Annotated in this window: 15 protein-coding genes and 2 pseudogenes; 10 read left to right on the forward strand and 7 right to left on the reverse strand. The window is 71.6% G+C overall.

The genetic code is table 11. From position 1 onward, the window contains the following. Positions 1 to 87 (reverse strand): annotated as a pseudogene (locus tag AB0N31_RS25370) (cellulose-binding protein); the annotation flags it as partial. Positions 88 to 372: 285 nt separating this feature from the next. Between AB0N31_RS25370 and gntD the strand changes: the two are divergent. From gntD to AB0N31_RS25385, 3 genes are read left to right on the forward strand one after another with little or no spacing between them, the layout of a single operon-like run. After that, entirely contained in the window at positions 373 to 1,458 is a 1,086-nt protein-coding gene (gene gntD, locus AB0N31_RS25375; protein ID WP_366060718.1) for a guanitoxin biosynthesis L-enduracididine beta-hydroxylase GntD, read from the forward strand. A gap of 38 nt (positions 1,459 to 1,496) precedes the next feature. Beyond that, positions 1,497 to 2,267: an SDR family oxidoreductase gene (locus AB0N31_RS25380; protein ID WP_366060719.1), complete on the forward strand. Its 771-nt coding sequence runs from the start codon at positions 1,497 to 1,499 to the stop codon at positions 2,265 to 2,267. Between the two features lie 58 nt (positions 2,268 to 2,325). After that, positions 2,326 to 3,564, forward strand: coding sequence for a cytochrome P450 (locus tag AB0N31_RS25385; protein WP_366060720.1), 1,239 nt, complete (start codon positions 2,326 to 2,328; stop codon positions 3,562 to 3,564). Here AB0N31_RS25385 and AB0N31_RS25390 read toward each other — a convergent pair. Beyond that, positions 3,526 to 4,332, reverse strand: a complete 807-nt coding sequence (locus AB0N31_RS25390) for an alpha/beta fold hydrolase (RefSeq protein ID WP_366060721.1) — start codon at positions 4,330 to 4,332, stop codon at positions 3,526 to 3,528. The two genes, AB0N31_RS25385 and AB0N31_RS25390, sit on opposite strands and share 39 nt — an antisense overlap. A 153-nt stretch (positions 4,333 to 4,485) precedes the next feature. Between AB0N31_RS25390 and AB0N31_RS25395 the strand changes: the two genes are divergently transcribed. Both AB0N31_RS25395 and AB0N31_RS25400 read left to right on the forward strand, forming a co-directional pair. Next, complete coding sequence (locus AB0N31_RS25395; protein ID WP_366060722.1) at positions 4,486 to 4,830, forward strand: acyl carrier protein; 345 nt, start codon at positions 4,486 to 4,488, stop codon at positions 4,828 to 4,830. Continuing rightward, the gene (locus tag AB0N31_RS25400) at positions 4,827 to 6,572 is read left to right on the forward strand and encodes an acyl-CoA dehydrogenase family protein (protein ID WP_366060723.1); all 1,746 of its coding nucleotides are present in this window, start codon (positions 4,827 to 4,829) and stop codon (positions 6,570 to 6,572) included. Before AB0N31_RS25395 ends, AB0N31_RS25400 begins: the two co-directional genes overlap by 4 nt. 189 nt (positions 6,573 to 6,761) lie before the next feature. On the opposite strand, the gene AB0N31_RS25405 is transcribed toward AB0N31_RS25400, so the two are convergent. Both AB0N31_RS25405 and AB0N31_RS25410 read right to left on the reverse strand, forming a co-directional pair. After that, entirely contained in the window at positions 6,762 to 8,150 is a 1,389-nt protein-coding gene (locus AB0N31_RS25405) for a helix-turn-helix domain-containing protein (RefSeq protein ID WP_366060724.1), read from the reverse strand. Between the two features lie 228 nt (positions 8,151 to 8,378). Then, positions 8,379 to 9,071, reverse strand: coding sequence for a 4'-phosphopantetheinyl transferase superfamily protein (locus AB0N31_RS25410; protein WP_366060725.1), 693 nt, complete (start codon positions 9,069 to 9,071; stop codon positions 8,379 to 8,381). Positions 9,072 to 9,202: 131 nt separating this feature from the next. On the opposite strand from AB0N31_RS25410, the gene AB0N31_RS25415 reads away from it, so the two are divergent. From AB0N31_RS25415 to AB0N31_RS25435, 5 genes are all read left to right on the forward strand, one after another. Then, a complete protein-coding gene (locus AB0N31_RS25415; protein ID WP_366060726.1) occupies positions 9,203 to 10,183 on the forward strand; it encodes a helix-turn-helix transcriptional regulator in 981 nt (326 codons plus the stop codon). Between the two features lie 159 nt (positions 10,184 to 10,342). Next, positions 10,343 to 11,686 carry an MFS transporter gene (locus AB0N31_RS25420; protein ID WP_366060727.1) on the forward strand — a complete coding sequence of 448 codons (1,344 nt, stop codon included), beginning with the start codon at positions 10,343 to 10,345 and terminating at the stop codon, positions 11,684 to 11,686. 29 nt (positions 11,687 to 11,715) lie between these two features. Beyond that, complete coding sequence (locus AB0N31_RS25425; protein WP_366060728.1) at positions 11,716 to 12,744, forward strand: 3-oxoacyl-[acyl-carrier-protein] synthase III C-terminal domain-containing protein; 1,029 nt, start codon at positions 11,716 to 11,718, stop codon at positions 12,742 to 12,744. A gap of 46 nt (positions 12,745 to 12,790) precedes the next feature. Continuing rightward, entirely contained in the window at positions 12,791 to 13,105 is a 315-nt protein-coding gene (locus AB0N31_RS25430; RefSeq protein ID WP_366060729.1) for an acyl carrier protein, read from the forward strand. Next, positions 13,102 to 14,604: an AMP-binding protein gene (locus AB0N31_RS25435; RefSeq protein ID WP_366060730.1), complete on the forward strand. Its 1,503-nt coding sequence runs from the start codon at positions 13,102 to 13,104 to the stop codon at positions 14,602 to 14,604. The genes AB0N31_RS25430 and AB0N31_RS25435 overlap by 4 nt, the downstream gene beginning before the upstream one ends. Positions 14,605 to 14,663: 59 nt before the next feature. Here AB0N31_RS25435 and AB0N31_RS25440 read toward each other — a convergent pair whose 3' ends face one another. From AB0N31_RS25440 to AB0N31_RS25450, 3 genes and pseudogenes are all read right to left on the reverse strand, one after another. After that, complete coding sequence (locus AB0N31_RS25440; RefSeq protein WP_366060731.1) at positions 14,664 to 15,599, reverse strand: hypothetical protein; 936 nt, start codon at positions 15,597 to 15,599, stop codon at positions 14,664 to 14,666. Further along, complete coding sequence (locus AB0N31_RS25445; protein ID WP_366060732.1) at positions 15,596 to 15,934, reverse strand: PadR family transcriptional regulator; 339 nt, start codon at positions 15,932 to 15,934, stop codon at positions 15,596 to 15,598. The genes AB0N31_RS25440 and AB0N31_RS25445 overlap by 4 nt, the downstream gene beginning before the upstream one ends. Before the next feature lie 1,002 nt (positions 15,935 to 16,936). Then, positions 16,937 to 17,730 (reverse strand): annotated as a pseudogene (locus tag AB0N31_RS25450) (transposase family protein). Positions 17,731 to 17,777 lie beyond the last annotated feature (47 nt).

The raw sequence follows: 17,777 nt of genomic DNA on the forward strand, positions 1-17,777 counted from the left end.
GATCGTGTAGACGACGTGGCGACCGCTGAACCCCGAAGTGCTCACGGGGATCGAGTAGTTCTGGCTGGGCGCGTACTTACCGAGGCGGCCGGCGACGAGGAACCGCTGATCACGCTGGACCAGGCGGAGCTGGACAGGTTCGCACAGGACTGGCAGTAGGGCCCACGCCCGACTCCGCCCGATCAGCGCCATCCCAACGGCACCACCCGAAAAGCACCACCGCACGACCACTGGACCACGACACGGCCGGGACCCTGCTCGGCCGGTCCGGTGCGCTCCACCGCGCGATCCGGCCGCCACCAGGCGGCGCGGACCGCACAGGACCGAACGACGGACGACCCGAGCGGTCACGAACCCGGTGAGGACACCGCAATGACAATCACGAACCCGACCGTCGACGCGTCTCTCCGGGACGCCGCCCGCAGCGCGGTCACCCCGGCCGGCCCGGACACCCCCGTCGAGTACGTCCTGGACGCCGACGAGGTCGCCGAGCTGCGCACCGCCGCCGAGAAGCTCGGCGAGGCGTACGGCTCGCCGACCCTGCCCGAGTTCTACGACCGCGCGCTCACCGCCGAGGAGCTGCTGCCGGCGGGGCTGCGCACGTTCCTGCTGTCGTACCGGCGCAGCGAGCGCAACGCCGCCTGCATGGTGCACGGCTTCCCGGTGGACGGCGACACGCTCGGTTCCACGCCCGGTCACTGGCGCGAGGCGATCCACGGACGCACGGCCCGCGACCAGGAGGTGTGGCTGGCGCTGTGCGGCCTGGTGCTCGGCGACCCGTTCGGCTGGGCGACCCTCCAGGAAGGGCGGATCATCCAGAACGTCCTGCCGATCCGCGGTGACGAGGACCGGCAGAGCGGGCACGGCAGCGGGACGCTGCTGGAGTTCCACACCGAGGACGGCTTCCACCCCAACCGCTGCGACTACCTGCTGCTGATGGGGCTGCGCAACCCCGACGCGGTGCCGACCATCGTCGCCTCCGTGCGCGATGTCCGGCTCGACGAAGCCGACCGGGCGGTGCTCGCCGAGGAGCGGTTCCTCATCCGCCCCGACACCGAGCACATCCGGCAGCTGGAGACCTACGCGCCCGGCCACCCGGCGCTCCCCCGGCTGCGCGCGATGGCCTCGGACCCGGCGCCGACGGCCGTGCTGTCCGGCGACCGGCTGAGCCCCTACCTGCGCATCGACCGCCCGTTCATGGACACGCTGCCCGGCGACACGGAGGCCGAGGCCGCGCTGGACCGCCTGATGGCCGAACTGAGCCGTGTCCAGCAGGATGTCGCGGTCGCCCCGGGCTCGCTGCTGATCGTCGACAACTACCGTGCGGTGCACGGCCGCAGGCCCTTCACCGCCCGCTACGACGGCAACGACCGCTGGCTGAAGAAGCTCACCGTCAGCCGCAACCTGCGCCGCAACCTGAGCGGTTACGCCCTCGACCACCCGCGCGTCATCGTCTGACCCGGTCGGCTCCCCCGTACGCGAAAGGCAGCATCGTCATGCGCACCATCATCGTGTCCGGCGCCTCCAGTGGCATCGGGCAGGCCACCGCCGAACGCTTCGCCCGGGCCGGCGACCACGTCGTCAACCTGGATGTGCAGCCCCCCGCGGCCGACCGCCCGGACGGGCCCCGGGAGGGCGGCGGCGAGGTCCACCGGGTCGAGGTGGACGTCGCCGACTGGGACGCCGTCCGGGACGCCGTCGACCAGGTGGCCGCCGAGCGGGGGCGGCTGGACGTCGTCGTCGCCAACGCCGGCATCAGCGTCCGGCACGGCATCCTGGAGATCACCGAGGCCGACGCCCGCCGCACCCTCGACATCAACCTCATGGGCGTCCTCGCGCTGTGGCGGCACGCGGTGCCGCACATGTTGCGCCAGGGCGAGGGGGTGCTGCTGGCGACGGCGTCCGTCAACGGCTCCCGCGGCTACCCGCTGTACGCCGACTACAACGCCAGCAAGGCCGGCGTGGCGTCGCTGTGCCAGACCTTCGCGGTCGAGCTGGCCCCGCTGATCCGCACGGCGTGCGTGGCGCCGGGCGCGGTGCTGACGCCGATGCAGCGCGCCGAGTACACCGACGCCATGCTCGACGAGGTCAACGCGCGCATCCCGGCCCGTCGGCACGCGCTGCCCGAGGAGATCGCGGAGGTCTTCCACTTCCTCGCCTCGCCCGGGGCGTCCTTCGTGTCGGGCCAGCAGTTCACTGTGGACGGGGCGGAGACCGCCGGGGCGACCACGGCGTTCTTCCCCGGACCGACCGAGCCCCTGCGCTGACCCGGTGCCGCCGGGAAGCCGTCCGACCGAGCCCGAGGAAGCCGAGGAATCCAGGAAGATGACCATGAAGACCCGTCCCGTGCCCGACCCGGTGGTGCTCGACGAGGTGGACCTCGCCGACCCGCTGCTGCACGCCCGCCACGACCTGGGCCCGCTGTGGCGCCGGCTGCGCGCCGAGGACCCGGTGCACTGGCAGCCGGAGGGCAGGCACGGCCCGGGCTTCTGGGTGGTGAGCGGCTACGCGGACGTCGCCGCCGTGCTGGGCGACAGCGAGACGTTCACCTCCGAGCGGGGCAACGTGCTGGACACGCTGCTGGCGGGCGGCGACTCCGCGGCCGGCAAGATGCTCGCCGTCACCGACAGCCGCCCGCACCAGGCGCTGCGCAGCGCGCTGCTCAAGCCGTTCTCCCCGCGGTCGCTGGAGGTGGTGGTGGACAGCGTGCGGCGCGGCACCCGCCGACTGGTCGCGGAGGCGGTCGAGCGGGGCACGGCGGACTTCGCCGCCGACGTCGCCGCGCACATCCCGCTGGCCGCGATCTGTGACCTGCTGGGCGTGCCGGCCTCCGACCGGGGACACATCATCTCCCTGACCTCCTCGGCTCTGTCGTCCGCGGACGGCGTGCCCGACGAGGAGGCCACCTGGTCCTCGCGCAACGGCCTGCTGCTGTACTTCTCGGAGCTGGCCGCCGAGCGGCGCAAGAAGCCCTACGACGACGTGGTCAGCCTGCTGGTCAACCGGGAGATCGACGGGCGTCCGCTGACGCACGAGGAGATCGTCTTCAACTGCTACAGCATCATCATGGGCGGTCATGAGACGACGCGCTTCGCCATGGTGGGCGGCCTGCACGCCCTGATGGAACGGCCGGGCCAGTGGCGGGCGCTGAAATCCGGCGCCGTGAGCACGTCGTCGGCCGTGGAGGAGGTGCTGCGCTGGACCACCCCGGCGCTGCACAGCGGGCGCACCGCCGCGCAGGACGTGCTGCTGGGCGACCGGTTCGTCGAGGAGGGCGACATCGTCACCGTCTGGATGGCCTCGGCCAACCGGGACGAGCGGGTCTTCGACCAGCCGGACGTCTTCGACCTGTCCCGGTCCCCCAACAAGCACCTGTCCTTCGCGTACGGGCCCCACTTCTGCCTGGGCGCGTTCCTGGCCCGCGCAGAACTGTCGGCCCTGCTGGGGAGCCTGCGGGACCTGGTGGCCGAGGCGGAGCCCGCCGGGGAGCCGGAGTACGTCTACTCCAACTTCCTCAGCGGTCTGTCAGCCCTGCCGGTCACCTTCCACGCCGAGACCCTGTAGGCCGAGACTGCGCAGTTCCCCGGTGACGGCCGTCAGCGTCGCCTCCGGATGCGTCCGCGGGTAGGAGTGCCCGCCGGGTACCAGGCGCATCCGGGGCGACGCCTCGTGGTATCCGTCCCAGGGTTCGACCACGGCGGGGGCGGCGACGTCGTCGTCGGCGCCGGCCAGGACGACGAGCGGGGTGCGCACCGGGGCCGGTTCGGGCAGGAGGTAGCGTTCGGCGATCTCCAGGTCGGCCCGCACCGCGCGCAGCAGGTCGCTCAGGAACTCGGGGTGGTCCAGCAGCTCTCCGGGCAGTCCGCCGTGCCGGTGCAGCCAGGCGGCCAGCGTCCGGTCGCTGCTGCCGGTGAGGCGTTCCCGTACGAGTGGTACGTGCGGGGCTCGGTGGGCCGACACCACCAGGGCGGACGGGGCCCGCAGGTCCTCCCGTCGCTCGATGCGCCGCGTCAGCTCGTAGGCGACGACGGCGCCGAAGCTGTGCCCGAACAGCACGTAGGGCAGGTCCAGTTCGCCGTGCACCGCCTCGAGGAGGGCGTCGGCCAGCGGCTCCAGGGCGTACGGCACCGGTTCGCCGATGCGTGAGCCGCGGCCCGGCAGTTCCACCGGGGCGAGTTCGACGCCCTGCGGCAGGCAGGGGCGCCAGACGTTGAAGGACGCCGCGCTGCCTCCGGCGGGCGGCAGGCAGAACAGCCGGAGGCGGGGCCGCCCGACGGCGTGCCGCCCGACGATCCAGGGCTCGGCCGGCGCCACGGGGTCAAGAGTGCTCATGCGGAACAGCCTTACCGTCGTCGCCACCACCCGGCCAGGCAGCACGGCGGCAGTTTACGCGGTAGCAACGTCGGTCACCGCGACGGGATTTGCCGAAAGCTTGCCGGGGCCGTTACCTGGGGCGGGGCGCCGGCCCGCCCTAGCGTCACCACCATGACTCACACCCCTGCCGCAAGCGCCACCGAAGCCGTGGCCCCCGTGGTGCTCGGGATGACCCGGCTGATCGCCCCGCGCAAGCTCCCCGAGGTCACCGCGGACCACCGTCTGATCGGCGACCTGGGCTTCCACTCGCTGGTCCTCGCCGAGCTCGGCTACAACCTGGAGGACCTGTACGGTCTGCGGTCGCTGACCCCCGAGGAGGCCATGAAACTGGAGCGGGTCGGCGACGTCGTCGGCTTCGTCGTGACCGAGGTGGAGGCGGGCCGCGCCGCGCTGCCCACCGACGACGAGGTCGAGCTGCTCCTCGCCCGTTACGACATCGGCGGCCCCACGGCATGACCGGACAGGACGTGGACCGGCCGTCCCACGCGCTCGCCGCGGACCTGGACCGGTTCCTGGGCGATCCCCTCGCGGAGAGCGGCCCGTTCAGCTTCGCGGACATCGTGGCGTACGAGGAGCACGACGCGCTGCCGCCGCAGGCCGTGGAACTCCTGCGCTCCTGGGGCTTCGCCCGGTACCTGGTGCCGGAGGCGTTCGGCGGCGGGCTGCGCAATCTGGAGCAGCTGTTCCTGCTGACCCGGGTCCTGGCCCGGCGCAACCTCACCGTGTCGGTGATGTTCGGCTCGGCGCTGCTCGGCGTCAACTCCGTGTGGCTGTGGGGCGACGAGGAGCAGCGGGAGCGGGTCGCACGGGGCCTGCTCGACAACGGTGACCTGGCCTGCTTCGCGGTGTCCGAGCCCGACCACGGCAGCGACCTGGGCACCAACGAGACGGTCGCGGTGCCGGACGGTGACGGATACCTCCTCACGGGAGAGAAGTGGCCGGTGGGCAATGCCACCCGGGGCCGCTTCGTGACCGTCTACGCGAACGTCGAGGGCACCGGCTCGTCCCTGCTGCTGCTCGACAAGTCGCAGCTCGAAGACGGAAGCTGGGACAACCATCCCTTCGTCCGCACCGTCGGGCTGCGGGGCCACGACCTCAGCGGCATCTCCTTCGACGGGACACGGATTCCGGGCGGCTGTCTGCTCGGCCGTCCGGGCGGAGGCCTGGCCGGGATCCTCCAGGTGCTCCAGATCACGCGGACGGCGATCGGCGCGCTGTCGGTGGGCACGATGGACTCGGTGGTGCGGATCGCGCTGCGGTACGCCCGCGAGCGGGCGCTGTACGGTGAGGAGATCTACCGGATCCCCGTGATCCGCCGGCATCTGGTCCGCGCCCACCTGGACCTGCTGATCGCCGAGTGCACGGCGCTGCCGGTGACGCGCTCGCTGTCGGTGGCGCCTTCCCGGCTGAGCCTGTGGTCGTCGGTGGTGAAGTACCTGGTGCCGACCCTCGGCGAAGAGGTCGTGGCGGAGACCGCACGGGTGCTGGGCGCGCGGAGCTATCTGCGCGAGGAGGTCGACTCGGGCATCTTCCAGAAGCTCCAGCGCGACCACGCCATCGCGAGCATCTTCGAGGGCACCACACACGTCAACCTGCACGGCATCGCCTCGCAGCTGCACACGGTGGCGCAGGCCGCCGACCGCCCGGCGCGCGACGGGAACACCGTGCTGCGGGACCTGTTCGACGACGCCCAGGAGGCTCCCGTCTGGCAGCCCTCGGGGCGCGCGCTGCGGCTGACCAACGCCACCGAGGACGAGATCACGCGCGGCTGGGAGCCTGCCGTGGCGCGGGCACGGCTGATCGCCGGGCGCGAGCTGCCGCCGGCCGAGGCGGGTGCCCTCACCAAGGTGCTGGACCAGCTGTCCCTGCTGCGGGGCGGGTTCTACACCCGGATCGCCGCGGGCAGCCTGGACGCGACCACGGCCGAGGCACAGGACGCCGCCGCCGAGCACTGCCTGTACCACGCGGCGGCCTCCTGCCTGTACACCTGGCTGTACTCCTTCGAGGAGGAGCGCACCACGCCGGCCGGTACCGCCTGGCTGGTGCTGGTGCTGCAGCGGCTGCTGTCCCGCCTGGGGCAGCCCACGGAACCGGACGAGGCCCTGCTGGGTCCGGTCGAGGAGCTGATGCTCGCGTGCCTGGACGGACCGGAGCACTTCTCGGTCCGGGCGCTCCGGTCGGCCTGCCGTACGGCATGACCCACAGCGGCCGGACGAAAGCCGTTCCGGCCGGACCCGGGCGGGGCTTCCGGCCGGTGTGCGCGGAGCGGCCGGCCGAAGCCCGCTGTACCGGCGCGGCGCCCGTCCCCCGCCCGGAAGGCCGGGCCCGGCGGTCCGCCAGGCGTCCACCTCCGAGGACACGGGGCGGGACGCTCGGCGGACGGGACGTCAGACGGCGGAGTGCGTCGCGCCGATCGCGGACACGGAGCGGGCGCGGTACTCGTCGACGTCCTGTCCGTGTGGGGCGACGGACTGCTGCCGCGCGCGTGCCACGACGTGCCGGACCAGCGCGTGGACGCGGTACTGGTACTGCTCCTGACGGAGCGTCTGCACCAGTGACGTGTCGACGAGTTCGGCCAGCCGGTGGGCCACCTGGGGCGCCGGCCCGGTGGGGCCCCTACGGCCGGCCAGGACGTCGTCCAGTGCGAAGGGGGCCGGGAGCTCGACCAGGTCGTGCAGCAGGTCCCGATGGGGCGCGGGCAGCAGGTCGTAGCTCCAGCGAACGCTGTCGGAGAGGGTGCGGTGGGCGCTCAGCGCACCCGCGTCGACCTGGTCGAGCAGCTGGAACAGGGTCTCCTCCCGCAGTAGCGAGCCGAGCGGCAGAGACCGCAGGCGCTGGGCGGCGATCTCGATGGCCAGCGGCACGCCGTCCAGCAGCCGGCACAGCGTGGTGACCTGTGCCATGTGCGGGGCGAGGTCCAGCGTCGGCAGGCTGGAGCGAACCCTTCGCAGTAACAGTTCCACCGCGCTCGGCACTCCCCCGTCCCGGCCCCCGGGACCGTCCACGCGCAGCGGTTCGACCTCCCAGCTCTCGGCCGCCCCCGCGGCCAGGGCCCGGCGTGAGGTGACGATCAGATGCAGCCCGGGGTGTTCGTCGAGGAGCCGGCGGGCCAGACGGGCGGTCTGCCGGACGACGCGTTCTGCGCCGTCCAGGACGAGCAGCCGACGCCCGGTTCCGCCGGCCAGGTCCTCGGTGAGACGGACCAGTTCGGCGTGGGCGCGCACCGGCTCGAGATGTTCCGACGTGCAGTCGCGCAGTTCGGCGACCGCGACGCCGTCCGGGAAGAGCGGGCGCAGCCGGTACGCAGCCGCGAGAGCGAGCCGGGTCTTGCCCACGCCGCCGGGTCCGGTGAGGACGATCAGTCTGCTGCGCCGCGCGGAGGCCAGGATGTGCCGCATGTCGGTCTCGCGGCCCACCAGGGGATCGCCCAGGGGCCGGGGTCCGTGCCAGGGCGCGTTTTCCGCCCGGTCCTGCTCGGGCCGGGACCGCTGCGCGGGTATGAGGGACCAGTCCCCGGAACCCCAGACCGTCGGGCCGTCGGGCGCCGCCGTGGCGCCGCCGAGGGCATTGAGCAGCAGTTCGACCGAGCTCCGGCGGGGGTTGGTGTTGGATCCGGTCTCCAGGTTCCGGATCGTGCGGACACTCACACCGGAACGCTCCGCGAGCTCTTCCTGCGTCCAGCCCGAAACCCGTCGCTGGTTCAACAGAAATTCACGTAGCTGGTGTACGTCCATTCTCCCGAAGGGAACGAACTCGGCGCGAATCACCATTGACATAATCCCCCTTGGAAATCATACTAGCGCGACCTCCCGCAGCCGTCCCACGAACATCGCGCACGACGGCGGACTGCACCCCGCTTCGCCCGGCGGGCCAGGTCAGGGCGGTTGACCAGGTCCCCACAAAGTCAACTGCGACATACTCATGTTTTGGCCAAGACCGGACCTTACTCGAACAAAACGACGAAAGGGAGTTCCCCTTCTGACAGGAAAGCGTCACATGGCCATTTAATGCCAACCGCTACCAGGCGAAACACCTGCCGACAGCAGTCCGGACCAATCCGCGGACGTCAGGCAGACGACCGCCACGAGATATCCGGAACGCACCGCCCACCGCCCCTCGAACCCGTGCCGGACCTCGGGCGCCACACCCCGGAACAAGCCATCGGCGGCCAGGCGCACCACGAAGTCACGAACACCCCACCGGCGCCCCAGCCAGGGCGAGAACGCCTTGTAGGACGCCTCCTTGGCGCAGAACGCCAGCCGGTCGGCCGGCATCCCGAGGGCGGCGCTCAGGGCATTGGCCGACCGCCGTTCGGCGTCCGCCAGGAGTCGCGCGGCCACGACGGCGGGCAGTGGCGCGGCAGGCTCGGCGTCGATACCGAGGGCGGCGTACTTACCGGCCGGAGCCACGACCGCCGCCCGGTAACCGGGGCAGTGGGTCAGGCTGCCGACCGCCGCACGAGGCCATCGCGGGGCACCCGACACATCCGGAAGAAGCGGTTCCGGTGGAACGCCCAACCTGGCCAGTGCCCTGTGCGCACAGCCCCGCGCGATGGCGAACTCGCGCTGCCGCTCCCCCGGCAGGCCCCGTACCACGGCCTGTTCGGAGGGAAACAGACAGGCCATCTCCTCGGGTCCCGCGTCGCCGTACACCTCGCACAGTTCGACGCCGCTGGGAACCAAGCGATCGAGCACCACAATCCCCCACAGAAAAGATCGCCTGTTTGTACGATCGGCGCCGAAGATACTCCCTCACTCATGTGCGCGGCGTGTAAAGATGACCGGCAGACTGGGCATCGCCGGATGACGGGGACACGGGGTGTGACTCCATGCTGCAGAGGCTAGGGCTGGACCGACTCACTCATGCGGTGTACAAGCAGCTCTTCGCGGGACGGTACGGGAAGGCGGACGAAATTGCCGCCCACCTGGGCGTTCCTGTCGAGGACGTGCACGCTGCGCTGGAGCGGCTGACACAATTGGGCCTGCTACGGCCGTCCGGCGAGGACCTCGGCGAGCTGGTGGATCCCCGCCTCGCCCTCAAGGCCCTGCTGCTGCGTCAGATGTCCGGAATCGAGGACCGGCTGCGGGAGTTCGAGGAGGACCGGGCCGCCGTCAGGGCCCTCGTCGACCGGTACGCCGAAGCCCGGCCGGGCGGCCTGGAGCCCGGTTTCGAGTGCATCGCCGGCCGTGCGGCGGTCACCGACCGGCTGCACGAGCTGTCCTGCTCGGCGGGCACCGAGTGGCTGGCCTTCCTGCCGGGCGGGCCTTCCTCGGCGAACTGGCTGGAGCCCGTGCAGGAGCTGCACCGCAAGGTCATGGCCCGAGGTGTGGCGAACCGTGTGGTCACCACGGACAGTATTCGCGGCGACACCCGCCTCGCCCTGCGCGCCGCCTGGGAGGACGAGCCGAACTGCGGGGTGCGTACCGTTCCGTCGCTGCCCGTGCACCTGCTCCTCGTCGACCGCTCCCTGGCGCTGCTGCCCGCGGATCCGCGCGACCCGTGGCACAGGGTCGTGCAGATCAGCGTGCCGGGGGCCGTCGAGGCGATGAGATCCTTGTTCGAGCAAGCCTGGGAGAACGCGGTACCGCTCGGTTCCAGCGGGCCGGGGCTCGACGATCACGGGCTCAGTGCGCGCGAGAAGGAACTGCTGCGCCTGATGGCACGCGGCCTCAACGACGAGGCGATCCGCCGGCGTCTCGGCGTCTCACTGCGCACCGTGCGCAGGATCGTCGCCGAACTGTGCGCACGGCTGGGGGCGGCCAGCAGGTTCGAGGCGGGGTACCAGGCGGCCAAACGCGGCTGGATCTGACGGCTGCCGGAGACAGCGGCGCCGGCGGCAACATTTCCTCCCCCGGAGTTGCCGGTGCGCTGCCTGGCCGGGCCGGTGGCCCTTCGACCAGCATGCTGGTCGGATCCGCGGCACCGGCCCGGACCGGTTGACGCGCGAACGGACGGGAGACGGACGACGATGGTGCGGTCACGTCCGGAGGACACCGGGAAGCCACCGTCGCTGTGGCGGGACCGCGACTATGCCGTCTGGTGGTCCGGCGAGGGCCTGTCGGCGCTCGGCAACAGCGTCTCGACGCTCGCCTTCCCCCTGCTCATGCTCCACGTGACGGGGTCGGCGGCACAGGCGGGCACCATCACGGTGCTGCACATGCTGGGCCGGCTCGGCACGCTGATGATCGGCGGTGCCCTGTCGGACCGAGTGTCACGACGGCTTCTGCTGGGCCTGGCCGCGCTGGCCGAGGCGCTGTCGATGGGGGCCGTGGCCTGGCTGGTGTACCAGGGCGACCCGGCGGTCCTCGGACTCGACGCGCTGGCGCTGGCGAGCGGACTCGGGGCCGGCCTGCGGTCCGGCGTGACCTCGCCGGTGCTGCGCCGGATCGTGCCCAAGGAGCGGATCGCCGACGCCACGGCGCAAGGCATGGGCCGCGACATGCTGGCCCAGCTCCTCGGCGCCCCGCTGGGCGGCCTGCTGTACTCGACGGCGCGCTGGGTGCCGTTCCTGTTCGACGCCGTCTCCTTCCTGTTCATCACCCTCAGCTCGCTCCTGGTCCGCCGGCCCCTCGGCCCGGACCGGCAGGACGACGGGGAGCAGCGGCAGGGTCTGGCCGCGGACGTCAAGGACGGGCTGCGCATGATCCGGCGCAGCGACTACCTGGTGTTCACGCTCGCCTGGGGCGCCGTGCTCAACGCGGTGGCGCAGGGCTTCATGCTGCTGTTCGTGGTCGCGGTGCAGCACCGGGGCGGCGGACCGAACACGATCGGCGTGGTGACCTCCATGGCGGTCACCGGCGGCGTGATCGGCGCCGTACTGGGGCCATGGCTGATGCGGCAGATCGGCGCGCGCCGCGTCCTGCTGCTGTCCGCCTGGCTGTTCACGGCCTCCTTCGCCGCGGTCGCGGTCGCGCCGGAGCCCTGGCAGATCGGCCTGGTGCTGATGATCGGCATGACCAGCATGATCCCGATGAACATCGTCACCGAGTCCTACGAGGTCCGGCTGGTCCCCGACGCGTATCTGGGGCGGGTCGCCGCCACGGGGCAGTTCGGCTTCCAGGCCGTTCAGTGGACCGGCCCGCTGGTGGCCGGTGTCCTCGCCGACGCGATGGGCGTGGAGTCGGCCGTGCTGGTCCTGGCCGTCGCCATGGCGGTTCTGGCGCTCGTCCTGCACCTGGGCCGACGCAACCTCGTCCTGCTGGACACTCCGGTGGAGGAGGTCCAGGAGCTCCCCGCCCTCGACGCCGAGCTCTCGGAGACCGCCGAGGACGACGCCGTTCTGATCCAATCGTCGAAGGACCGGACGGGCTGATTCGTCCGGTAGGCAGGGAAGGGGCGCACATGAGCACGTCATCGGAGTTGGGCATCGTCGCTGTGGGCATGGCCTTCGGTGAGCGGCGCGACGTGTCGGCCACGGCGGCCGACTACGTACCCGATCCCGAGGCGGTCACGGCCCTCGGTTACGAGACCTACCACCGCGCCGCTCCCGGCGTCACCGCCGTCGACCTGGCCGCCGAGGCGGCGCGGGAAGCCCTGGAGAACGCCGACGTCACCGTCGCGGACGTCGACCTGATCGTCGTCGGCAACTCCGACGTGCCGGACTACCTGGGCTGGGACCCCTCGGCGGCCGTGGCGCGGGCCCTGGGCGCGCACGGCACGCCCACCGTGCTGTTCACGCAGGCGTGCGCGGCGTGGTCGCCCGCGTTGGACCACGCCGCCGGCGCGATGGCCCTCTCCCCCGGCGTCGAGACGGTGCTGGTGGTCCTGGCGAACGTGATGAGCGAAGCCCACGGCAACCGGATGGACTTCAACGGCTGCGTCGCCAGCGACGGGGCCGTCGCGGCCGTCGTCCGCCGTGGGCATCCGCGGTTGCGTCGGCTGTCCTCGGCGCAGTTCACCAACCCCGACTACGCGGACCTGTTCCGCATCGAGTACGGCGGGGCCGCCGCGCCGCTGCCGCCGCCGGGGCGCGGGCTGAAGGACGTCAGCCCGATGGTCTCCGTCTACCGGCACTTCGACCGGGACCCGAAGCACTTCGAGGCGTTCATGAACGAGATCACGGCGCGGCTCGCGGACGTCGTCGAGGAGGCCCTGTCCCGCGCGGGACGGGACCGGTCCGAAGTGGCCCGGCTGATCCACATCAACGACAACCAGCAGACGTTCCGTGCGGTGGCCGACGCCGTCGGCATCCCGCTCGCCCGCACCAACGCCGAACTGGCCCGCTCCCTGGGCCACATGGGCACCGCCGACCAACTGGTCTGCCTGTGGCGGCACATCGAGGCCGGTGAACTGGCCCTCGGGGACCTGGTGGTCCTCACGGGCGTCGCGTCCCCGGGGATGCACTGGTTCTGCACGGTCGTCGAAGTGTGAGGCGACGCGCCCAGCATGCCAACACCTGTGAAAGGACGTACCGAACATGGCCGCCGATTCCCCCAGCACGCCGGTGGTGCCGCCCGCTCCCTCCGAGGCGGACATCGCCGGCTTCGTCGTCGAGCGTTTCCTGCCCGGCGTCGACGCCGGCGATCTGGACCCGGAGTACGACCTCCTCACCACTGCGGTGATCGACAGTCTCGCGGTCCTGCACATCGCGGCCTGGCTGACGGACGAGCACGGCGTCGACCTGCCCGACGAGGAGCTCGTCGCACGCAACTTCCGCACCGTGCGCGCCATCCGGACCACGGCCGGCCGGGCGATGGCCGGCCGGGCGATGGCCGGGGAGGAGCTCTCTTGACCGCCCCGCTGCCCCTCGCCGCGGCGTTCGCCGCCCGGGCCGCCGAGCGGCCGTCAGCCCCCGCGCTCGTCTGGGAGGACCGGACGATCGGGTACGGCGAGCTGTACGCCATGGCCTGCGCGGCCCGCACCCAGGTGGAGGCCGCCGCGCCGCACCCCGGCCGCCCGGTGGGCCTGCGGGTGCGGAAGTCGCCGGATTCGGTGGCCCTCGTCCTGGGCTGTCTGATGGCGGGCCGCAGCTTCCTGCTGCCTTCTCACGAACTGCCCGACCTGCCGCTCAAGGAGCTGTACGCGCAGGCCGGATGCGCGGTGGTGCTCGGTCTGGCCGACGATCCGCTGGTGGACGTCGTGGTTGCCCCGTCCGCCGTCGCACCGGACGGCGGCACCGGGCAGACGCGTCCGCCCGCCGGGGTCGCCGACGACGACACCGGCTTCCTGCTGACCACGTCCGGTTCCACGGGCCTGCCGAAGATCGTGCCGCTCTCGCAGGGGGCGGTGGCCCGGTTCACCGCGTGGGCGGCGGACGCCTTCCCGCTCGGGCCGGGTGCCACGGTCCTCAACTACGCGCCGCTCAATTTCGACCTGTGCCTGCTGGACGTGTGGAGCACCCTCGCGCGCGGCGGGACCGTGGTGCTGGCCGACCCGGAGCGGGGCACCTCGGCGCGCTATCTGCACGACCTGGTCACGGGCCACCGCGTGACGCTGGTCCAGGGCGTTCCCCTGCTGTTCGAGCTGCTTGCCCGGGCCACGGCCGAGGCCGGCCCGCTGACCACCCCGGAGTACCTGGTCTTCGCGGGCGAGGCGATGCCGGCCCGGGTGCTGGCAAGCCTGCCTCGGGCGTTCCCGCACGCCCGCTGGTTCAACAACTACGGCTGCACCGAGACGAACAACAGCTTCCTCCACGAGGTGGACCGCACCGCGCCGGTCACCGCGCCGCTGCCGATCGGCCGCCCGCTGCCCGGCGTGCACTGGCTGATCGCCGGGGACGACGGACGCGCCCTGACCGGTTCCGGCCGGGGCGAACTGCTTGTCAGCACACCGTTCCAGAGCGTGGGTTACGTCAATGTGCCCGCCGCCGGGAAGTTCGCGCCGCACCCCGACGGTGTACCCGGGGTGGTGTACTACCGCAGCGGCGACGTCGCGCAGCGGCACGAGGACGGCTCGCTGAGCGTGCTCGGACGGACCGACTACATGGTCAAGGTGCGCGGCACCCAGGTCAGCACCCAGCACGTCGAGAGCGTCCTGCTGGAGCACCCGGCGGTCGCCGAGGCAGCCGTCGTCGCGCTCCCGGACCCGGTCGCCGGCCACCGTCTGCACGCACGCGTGCGGCCCGCCGCGCCGGGCTCCGTGAATGTGCTGGCGCTGCGTCAGTACTGTGCGGAGCGGGCGGTGCGGGCGGCCGTGCCGAGCGTGTTCGAGATGGTGTCCGAGCCGTTGCCGAGAACGTCGACGGGCAAGGTCGACCGCAACCGGATCAGGGACTCGCTGAACACGGTCTGACGCCAAAACGAAGGGGCTGCCCGGTCGAGACCGGGCAGCCCCTTCGTGTCGTTGCGGGGTCAGCGGAGCGCCGTACGGAAGGCCTTGAACACCGAGGTGGCGCCGATGGCGAGCACGATGGCCGCGGCACCGCTGTAGACCGACTCCTGGGATTCCCAGAGCGTCTTGGCGTCGGCGAGGAAGTCGGGGTTGAAGAGTTCCTGCCGGTACAGCACCCAGGCCAACGGCAGCGTGAACACCGCGTGGGCGAGCGCGTACCAGCCGGCCAGCCGGACGTTCCAGCCCTGCCCGGCCACCCGTGCCACCCCGACCACCGCGAGACCGGCGAGACCGGCGAGTACCGGCCAGATCCAGCCGGACCACAGGGCCGGGTTCAGCACCTCGAGGTGCTCGCCGCCGTCCATCCGGTACGGCTCGGCGGTGTGCTGCCAGACGATCAGCGCGAACAGCAGCACGTCCCACGCCACGGCGACCAGCGCCGCGACGCCGCCCCCGTCCTGCTTCGGGGCCTCGGGCAGTTCGTCCAACGTCCAGCGGTCGCCCGTGGTGCCGCGGCGGTGGCGGACCCGCTCGGTCACGGCGAACACCACCGTGACCACGGCGACCAGCTGGGCGCCGACGCCGATCAGCGTGCCGAGGCCGACACGCAGGGCCGCACCGACGCCACCGCCGTCGGCCACCTCCAGCAGCGCGAGGCCGAGGGAGAGCGCCGGCAGCACGGTGGCCACCAGGGTGCCCAGCACCCGTATGTAGGCGGGGTACAGGTCGGGGCCGATCAGTGCCAGCGGCCGCTCGGTGCACCGGGCCGCGTACCGCACCGGGTCCCCCAGCTCGCTGAGCACCTCCCGCTCGGCCGCCCGGAGGTCGCCGCCCCGACCCTCGATGGTGTCGGCGATGGTGGCGCGGAGCTCCTGGGCCATGTCGTCACGCTGGTCCGCCGGAAGCCGCCGGACGACCTCGTGGACATAGCGTTCGGTGAGCAGCCCCGTACTCATTCGTTCTCCTTGGTCAGTTGTGAGATCGAAGCGACGAGATCCCGCCATTCACGCACCAGGCCCTCCCGGACACGGGACCCGTCGGGACTGACGCGGTAGAACTTGCGCGGCCTGGACTCGTCGGTGTTCCACTCGCTCATCAGCAGCCCCTGTTTCTCCAGGCGCCGCAGCAGCGGATAGAGCGTGTTGCCGTCGACGGTGACCCCCGCGTCGTCGAGCGTCTCCAGAAGCGCATAGCCGTACTGCGGTTTCCGGAGCAGCGCCAGACAGGCGAGCACCACCGTCCCGCGGCGCAGTTCCTGCGCCTGGCTCAGGGTCAGTTCTTCTACGGACACAACCCACACGATACTGTGCGCCGCACACTACTGTCACCCCCGGATCAATGTGCATTCCCCGGGTCGGCGTCCCGAAGGCTACGGAGCGGCAGAGACCGCCGGGTGAACGGGGAAGGACGTCGGCACCCTGGCCGGAAGACGACCCGGCGTTCCGTGACCGCGCCGGGCCGCCGGGCCGGCGGGCCGGCGGGCCGGCGGGCCGGCGGGCCGGCGGGCCGGCGCGGCGGCGCGGCGGTACGCGTGAACGTCGCGTCCCCTGGGAGCACAGGGCTCCGGGGGGACACGGCGCGGGCGGACCCATGGGCCGGACGGGTTCGAGGGACAGGTCCGCGGTACGTGGACGATCCCGAGGTCCGCGGCGCGCTCGCCCGGCGGTCGGGCGAGCCGCTCGGCGGGGCGCCGGATCCGGAGGACGTGGAGCCGCGGAGGAACAGGGCCGGCCTCCAGCGCACGGCCCCGCCGCGCTGTCCTACGCCGAGTAGAACCGAAAGGATGTCCGCCAGTCGCGGGAGTCCTCTGGGACTCTTCTGGGACTTCTGGCCGGGCACGGAGTCTTTGAGTGACAGGCACGTCACGCGATCCTCCATCGGAAAGATGTCGGCCCGAACGGATCCCAGAAGGTCCTGGTCAGAGCGAGTTTCTCGGCTCGTCTTTCTTCATGCGGAGACCCGGAGCGTCGAACGAGCGCCGAGCAGACCGCGGCAACCGGCTCACCCCGGAGATCAGCCCCCGGCGGATTGTGGCCCTGTATCGCTCCTGCGATCGAAACCCTTCGGATGGATTCACACCTTACGTACGCTTCCACGGCCTTCCGGGCGTCTACCCGTGCACCCGTTCGGTTCGCTTCTCTGCGCTGAATTCCGTCTGGTTTGACAATGAGGCGGAAGCTTCCAACCGGTGGGGGGTTCCGGGCATTCCTGGCCGTACAGGTTGGCTATGAATACGGCAAAGCATGCCGAAGCGCCCGTCGCGAATCGAGACCAAACACCCACTGAACCTCTTTCATCCTCTGTATGCGCAGATCAGGAGGGTGGACGGCGGAGACGATGCGTCCGATGCGGTTGGTCGAGCAACGGGCTCGACGAAGTAGACGCCAAGTTTTCACCTGTGCGAAGGCCCGTTCGCCGGGGGCGCGCAGTCGGGCATGGCCCCGGTTGTACTGCTGGTAGCAGTCGGGCAGTTCGTGGTGGTGGTAGGGGGTGCGGGCGCCGGCGCCCTGGTAGGCACGGTCGGCCAGGACGAGGATTTGCCGGGTGCGGCAGTTCTCGATCACGCCGTGGCACGGGCGGCGGTCAGGTCGTGGGTGCGTCCGGGCAGGGCACTCGAGAACCACAGGGGTGGGCCGTCGGCTGTGACGATGAACTGCACGTTCATGCCGTGCTTCTTGTGTTTCTGTGAGTAGTACGGCTCGTCCGCGGCGACCCGGTCGGTGGGGATCAGAGTGCCGTCCAGGATCACGAAGTCGTCCTCGCCCCGGCCTGTCAGGGCCTCGCGCAGGCCGGGCGCCCAGGAGGCAAGGATGTCGACCGTCTCGTCCACGTACCTCCAGGCCGTCGCTTCGGAGACGCCGAACCCTGCGCCGAGCTGGGCGAGCGTCTCGTTCTTACGCAGGTGGGCGAGAGCGGGTTGTGCCTGACGGAAACAGCTCAACTTGCGTCGGCGTGTGCGGTGTTCACACCTTCGGGCGTAGATGGGCCATGAGACGTGCTCGACCGGCTCGTACGGGACATCGAGCGTGGAAGGATATGGAACCAACGAAGCCCCCCGGTCGTCGGCGTGTTGAGTGAGATCACCACACCGACGACGAGGGGCTTCGCCACGTCACCGCTCCTGACCAGCCCGG

The sequence above is a fragment of the Streptomyces sp. NPDC051051 genome (genome assembly GCF_040682975.1).
Taxonomy (GTDB): domain Bacteria; phylum Actinomycetota; class Actinomycetes; order Streptomycetales; family Streptomycetaceae; genus Streptomyces.

Bases quoted from the DNA above. Each gene is read 5' to 3' on its own strand.
- AB0N31_RS25385 (WP_366060720.1), top strand. From the start codon at position 2,326: ATGACCATGAAGACCCGTCCCGTGCCCGACCCGGTGGTGCTCGACGAG.
- AB0N31_RS25415 (WP_366060726.1), top strand. From the start codon at position 9,203: ATGCTGCAGAGGCTAGGGCTGGACCGACTCACTCATGCGGTGTACAAG.
- AB0N31_RS25430 (WP_366060729.1), top strand. From the start codon at position 12,791: ATGGCCGCCGATTCCCCCAGCACGCCGGTGGTGCCGCCCGCTCCCTCC.
- AB0N31_RS25380 (WP_366060719.1), top strand. From the start codon at position 1,497: ATGCGCACCATCATCGTGTCCGGCGCCTCCAGTGGCATCGGGCAGGCC.
- AB0N31_RS25395 (WP_366060722.1), top strand. From the start codon at position 4,486: ATGACTCACACCCCTGCCGCAAGCGCCACCGAAGCCGTGGCCCCCGTG.
- AB0N31_RS25405 (WP_366060724.1), bottom strand. From the start codon at position 8,150: ATGTCAATGGTGATTCGCGCCGAGTTCGTTCCCTTCGGGAGAATGGAC.
- AB0N31_RS25440 (WP_366060731.1), bottom strand. From the start codon at position 15,599: ATGAGTACGGGGCTGCTCACCGAACGCTATGTCCACGAGGTCGTCCGG.
- gntD (WP_366060718.1), top strand. From the start codon at position 373: ATGACAATCACGAACCCGACCGTCGACGCGTCTCTCCGGGACGCCGCC.
- AB0N31_RS25425 (WP_366060728.1), top strand. From the start codon at position 11,716: ATGAGCACGTCATCGGAGTTGGGCATCGTCGCTGTGGGCATGGCCTTC.
- AB0N31_RS25390 (WP_366060721.1), bottom strand. From the start codon at position 4,332: ATGAGCACTCTTGACCCCGTGGCGCCGGCCGAGCCCTGGATCGTCGGG.
- AB0N31_RS25420 (WP_366060727.1), top strand. From the start codon at position 10,343: ATGGTGCGGTCACGTCCGGAGGACACCGGGAAGCCACCGTCGCTGTGG.
- AB0N31_RS25400 (WP_366060723.1), top strand. From the start codon at position 4,827: ATGACCGGACAGGACGTGGACCGGCCGTCCCACGCGCTCGCCGCGGAC.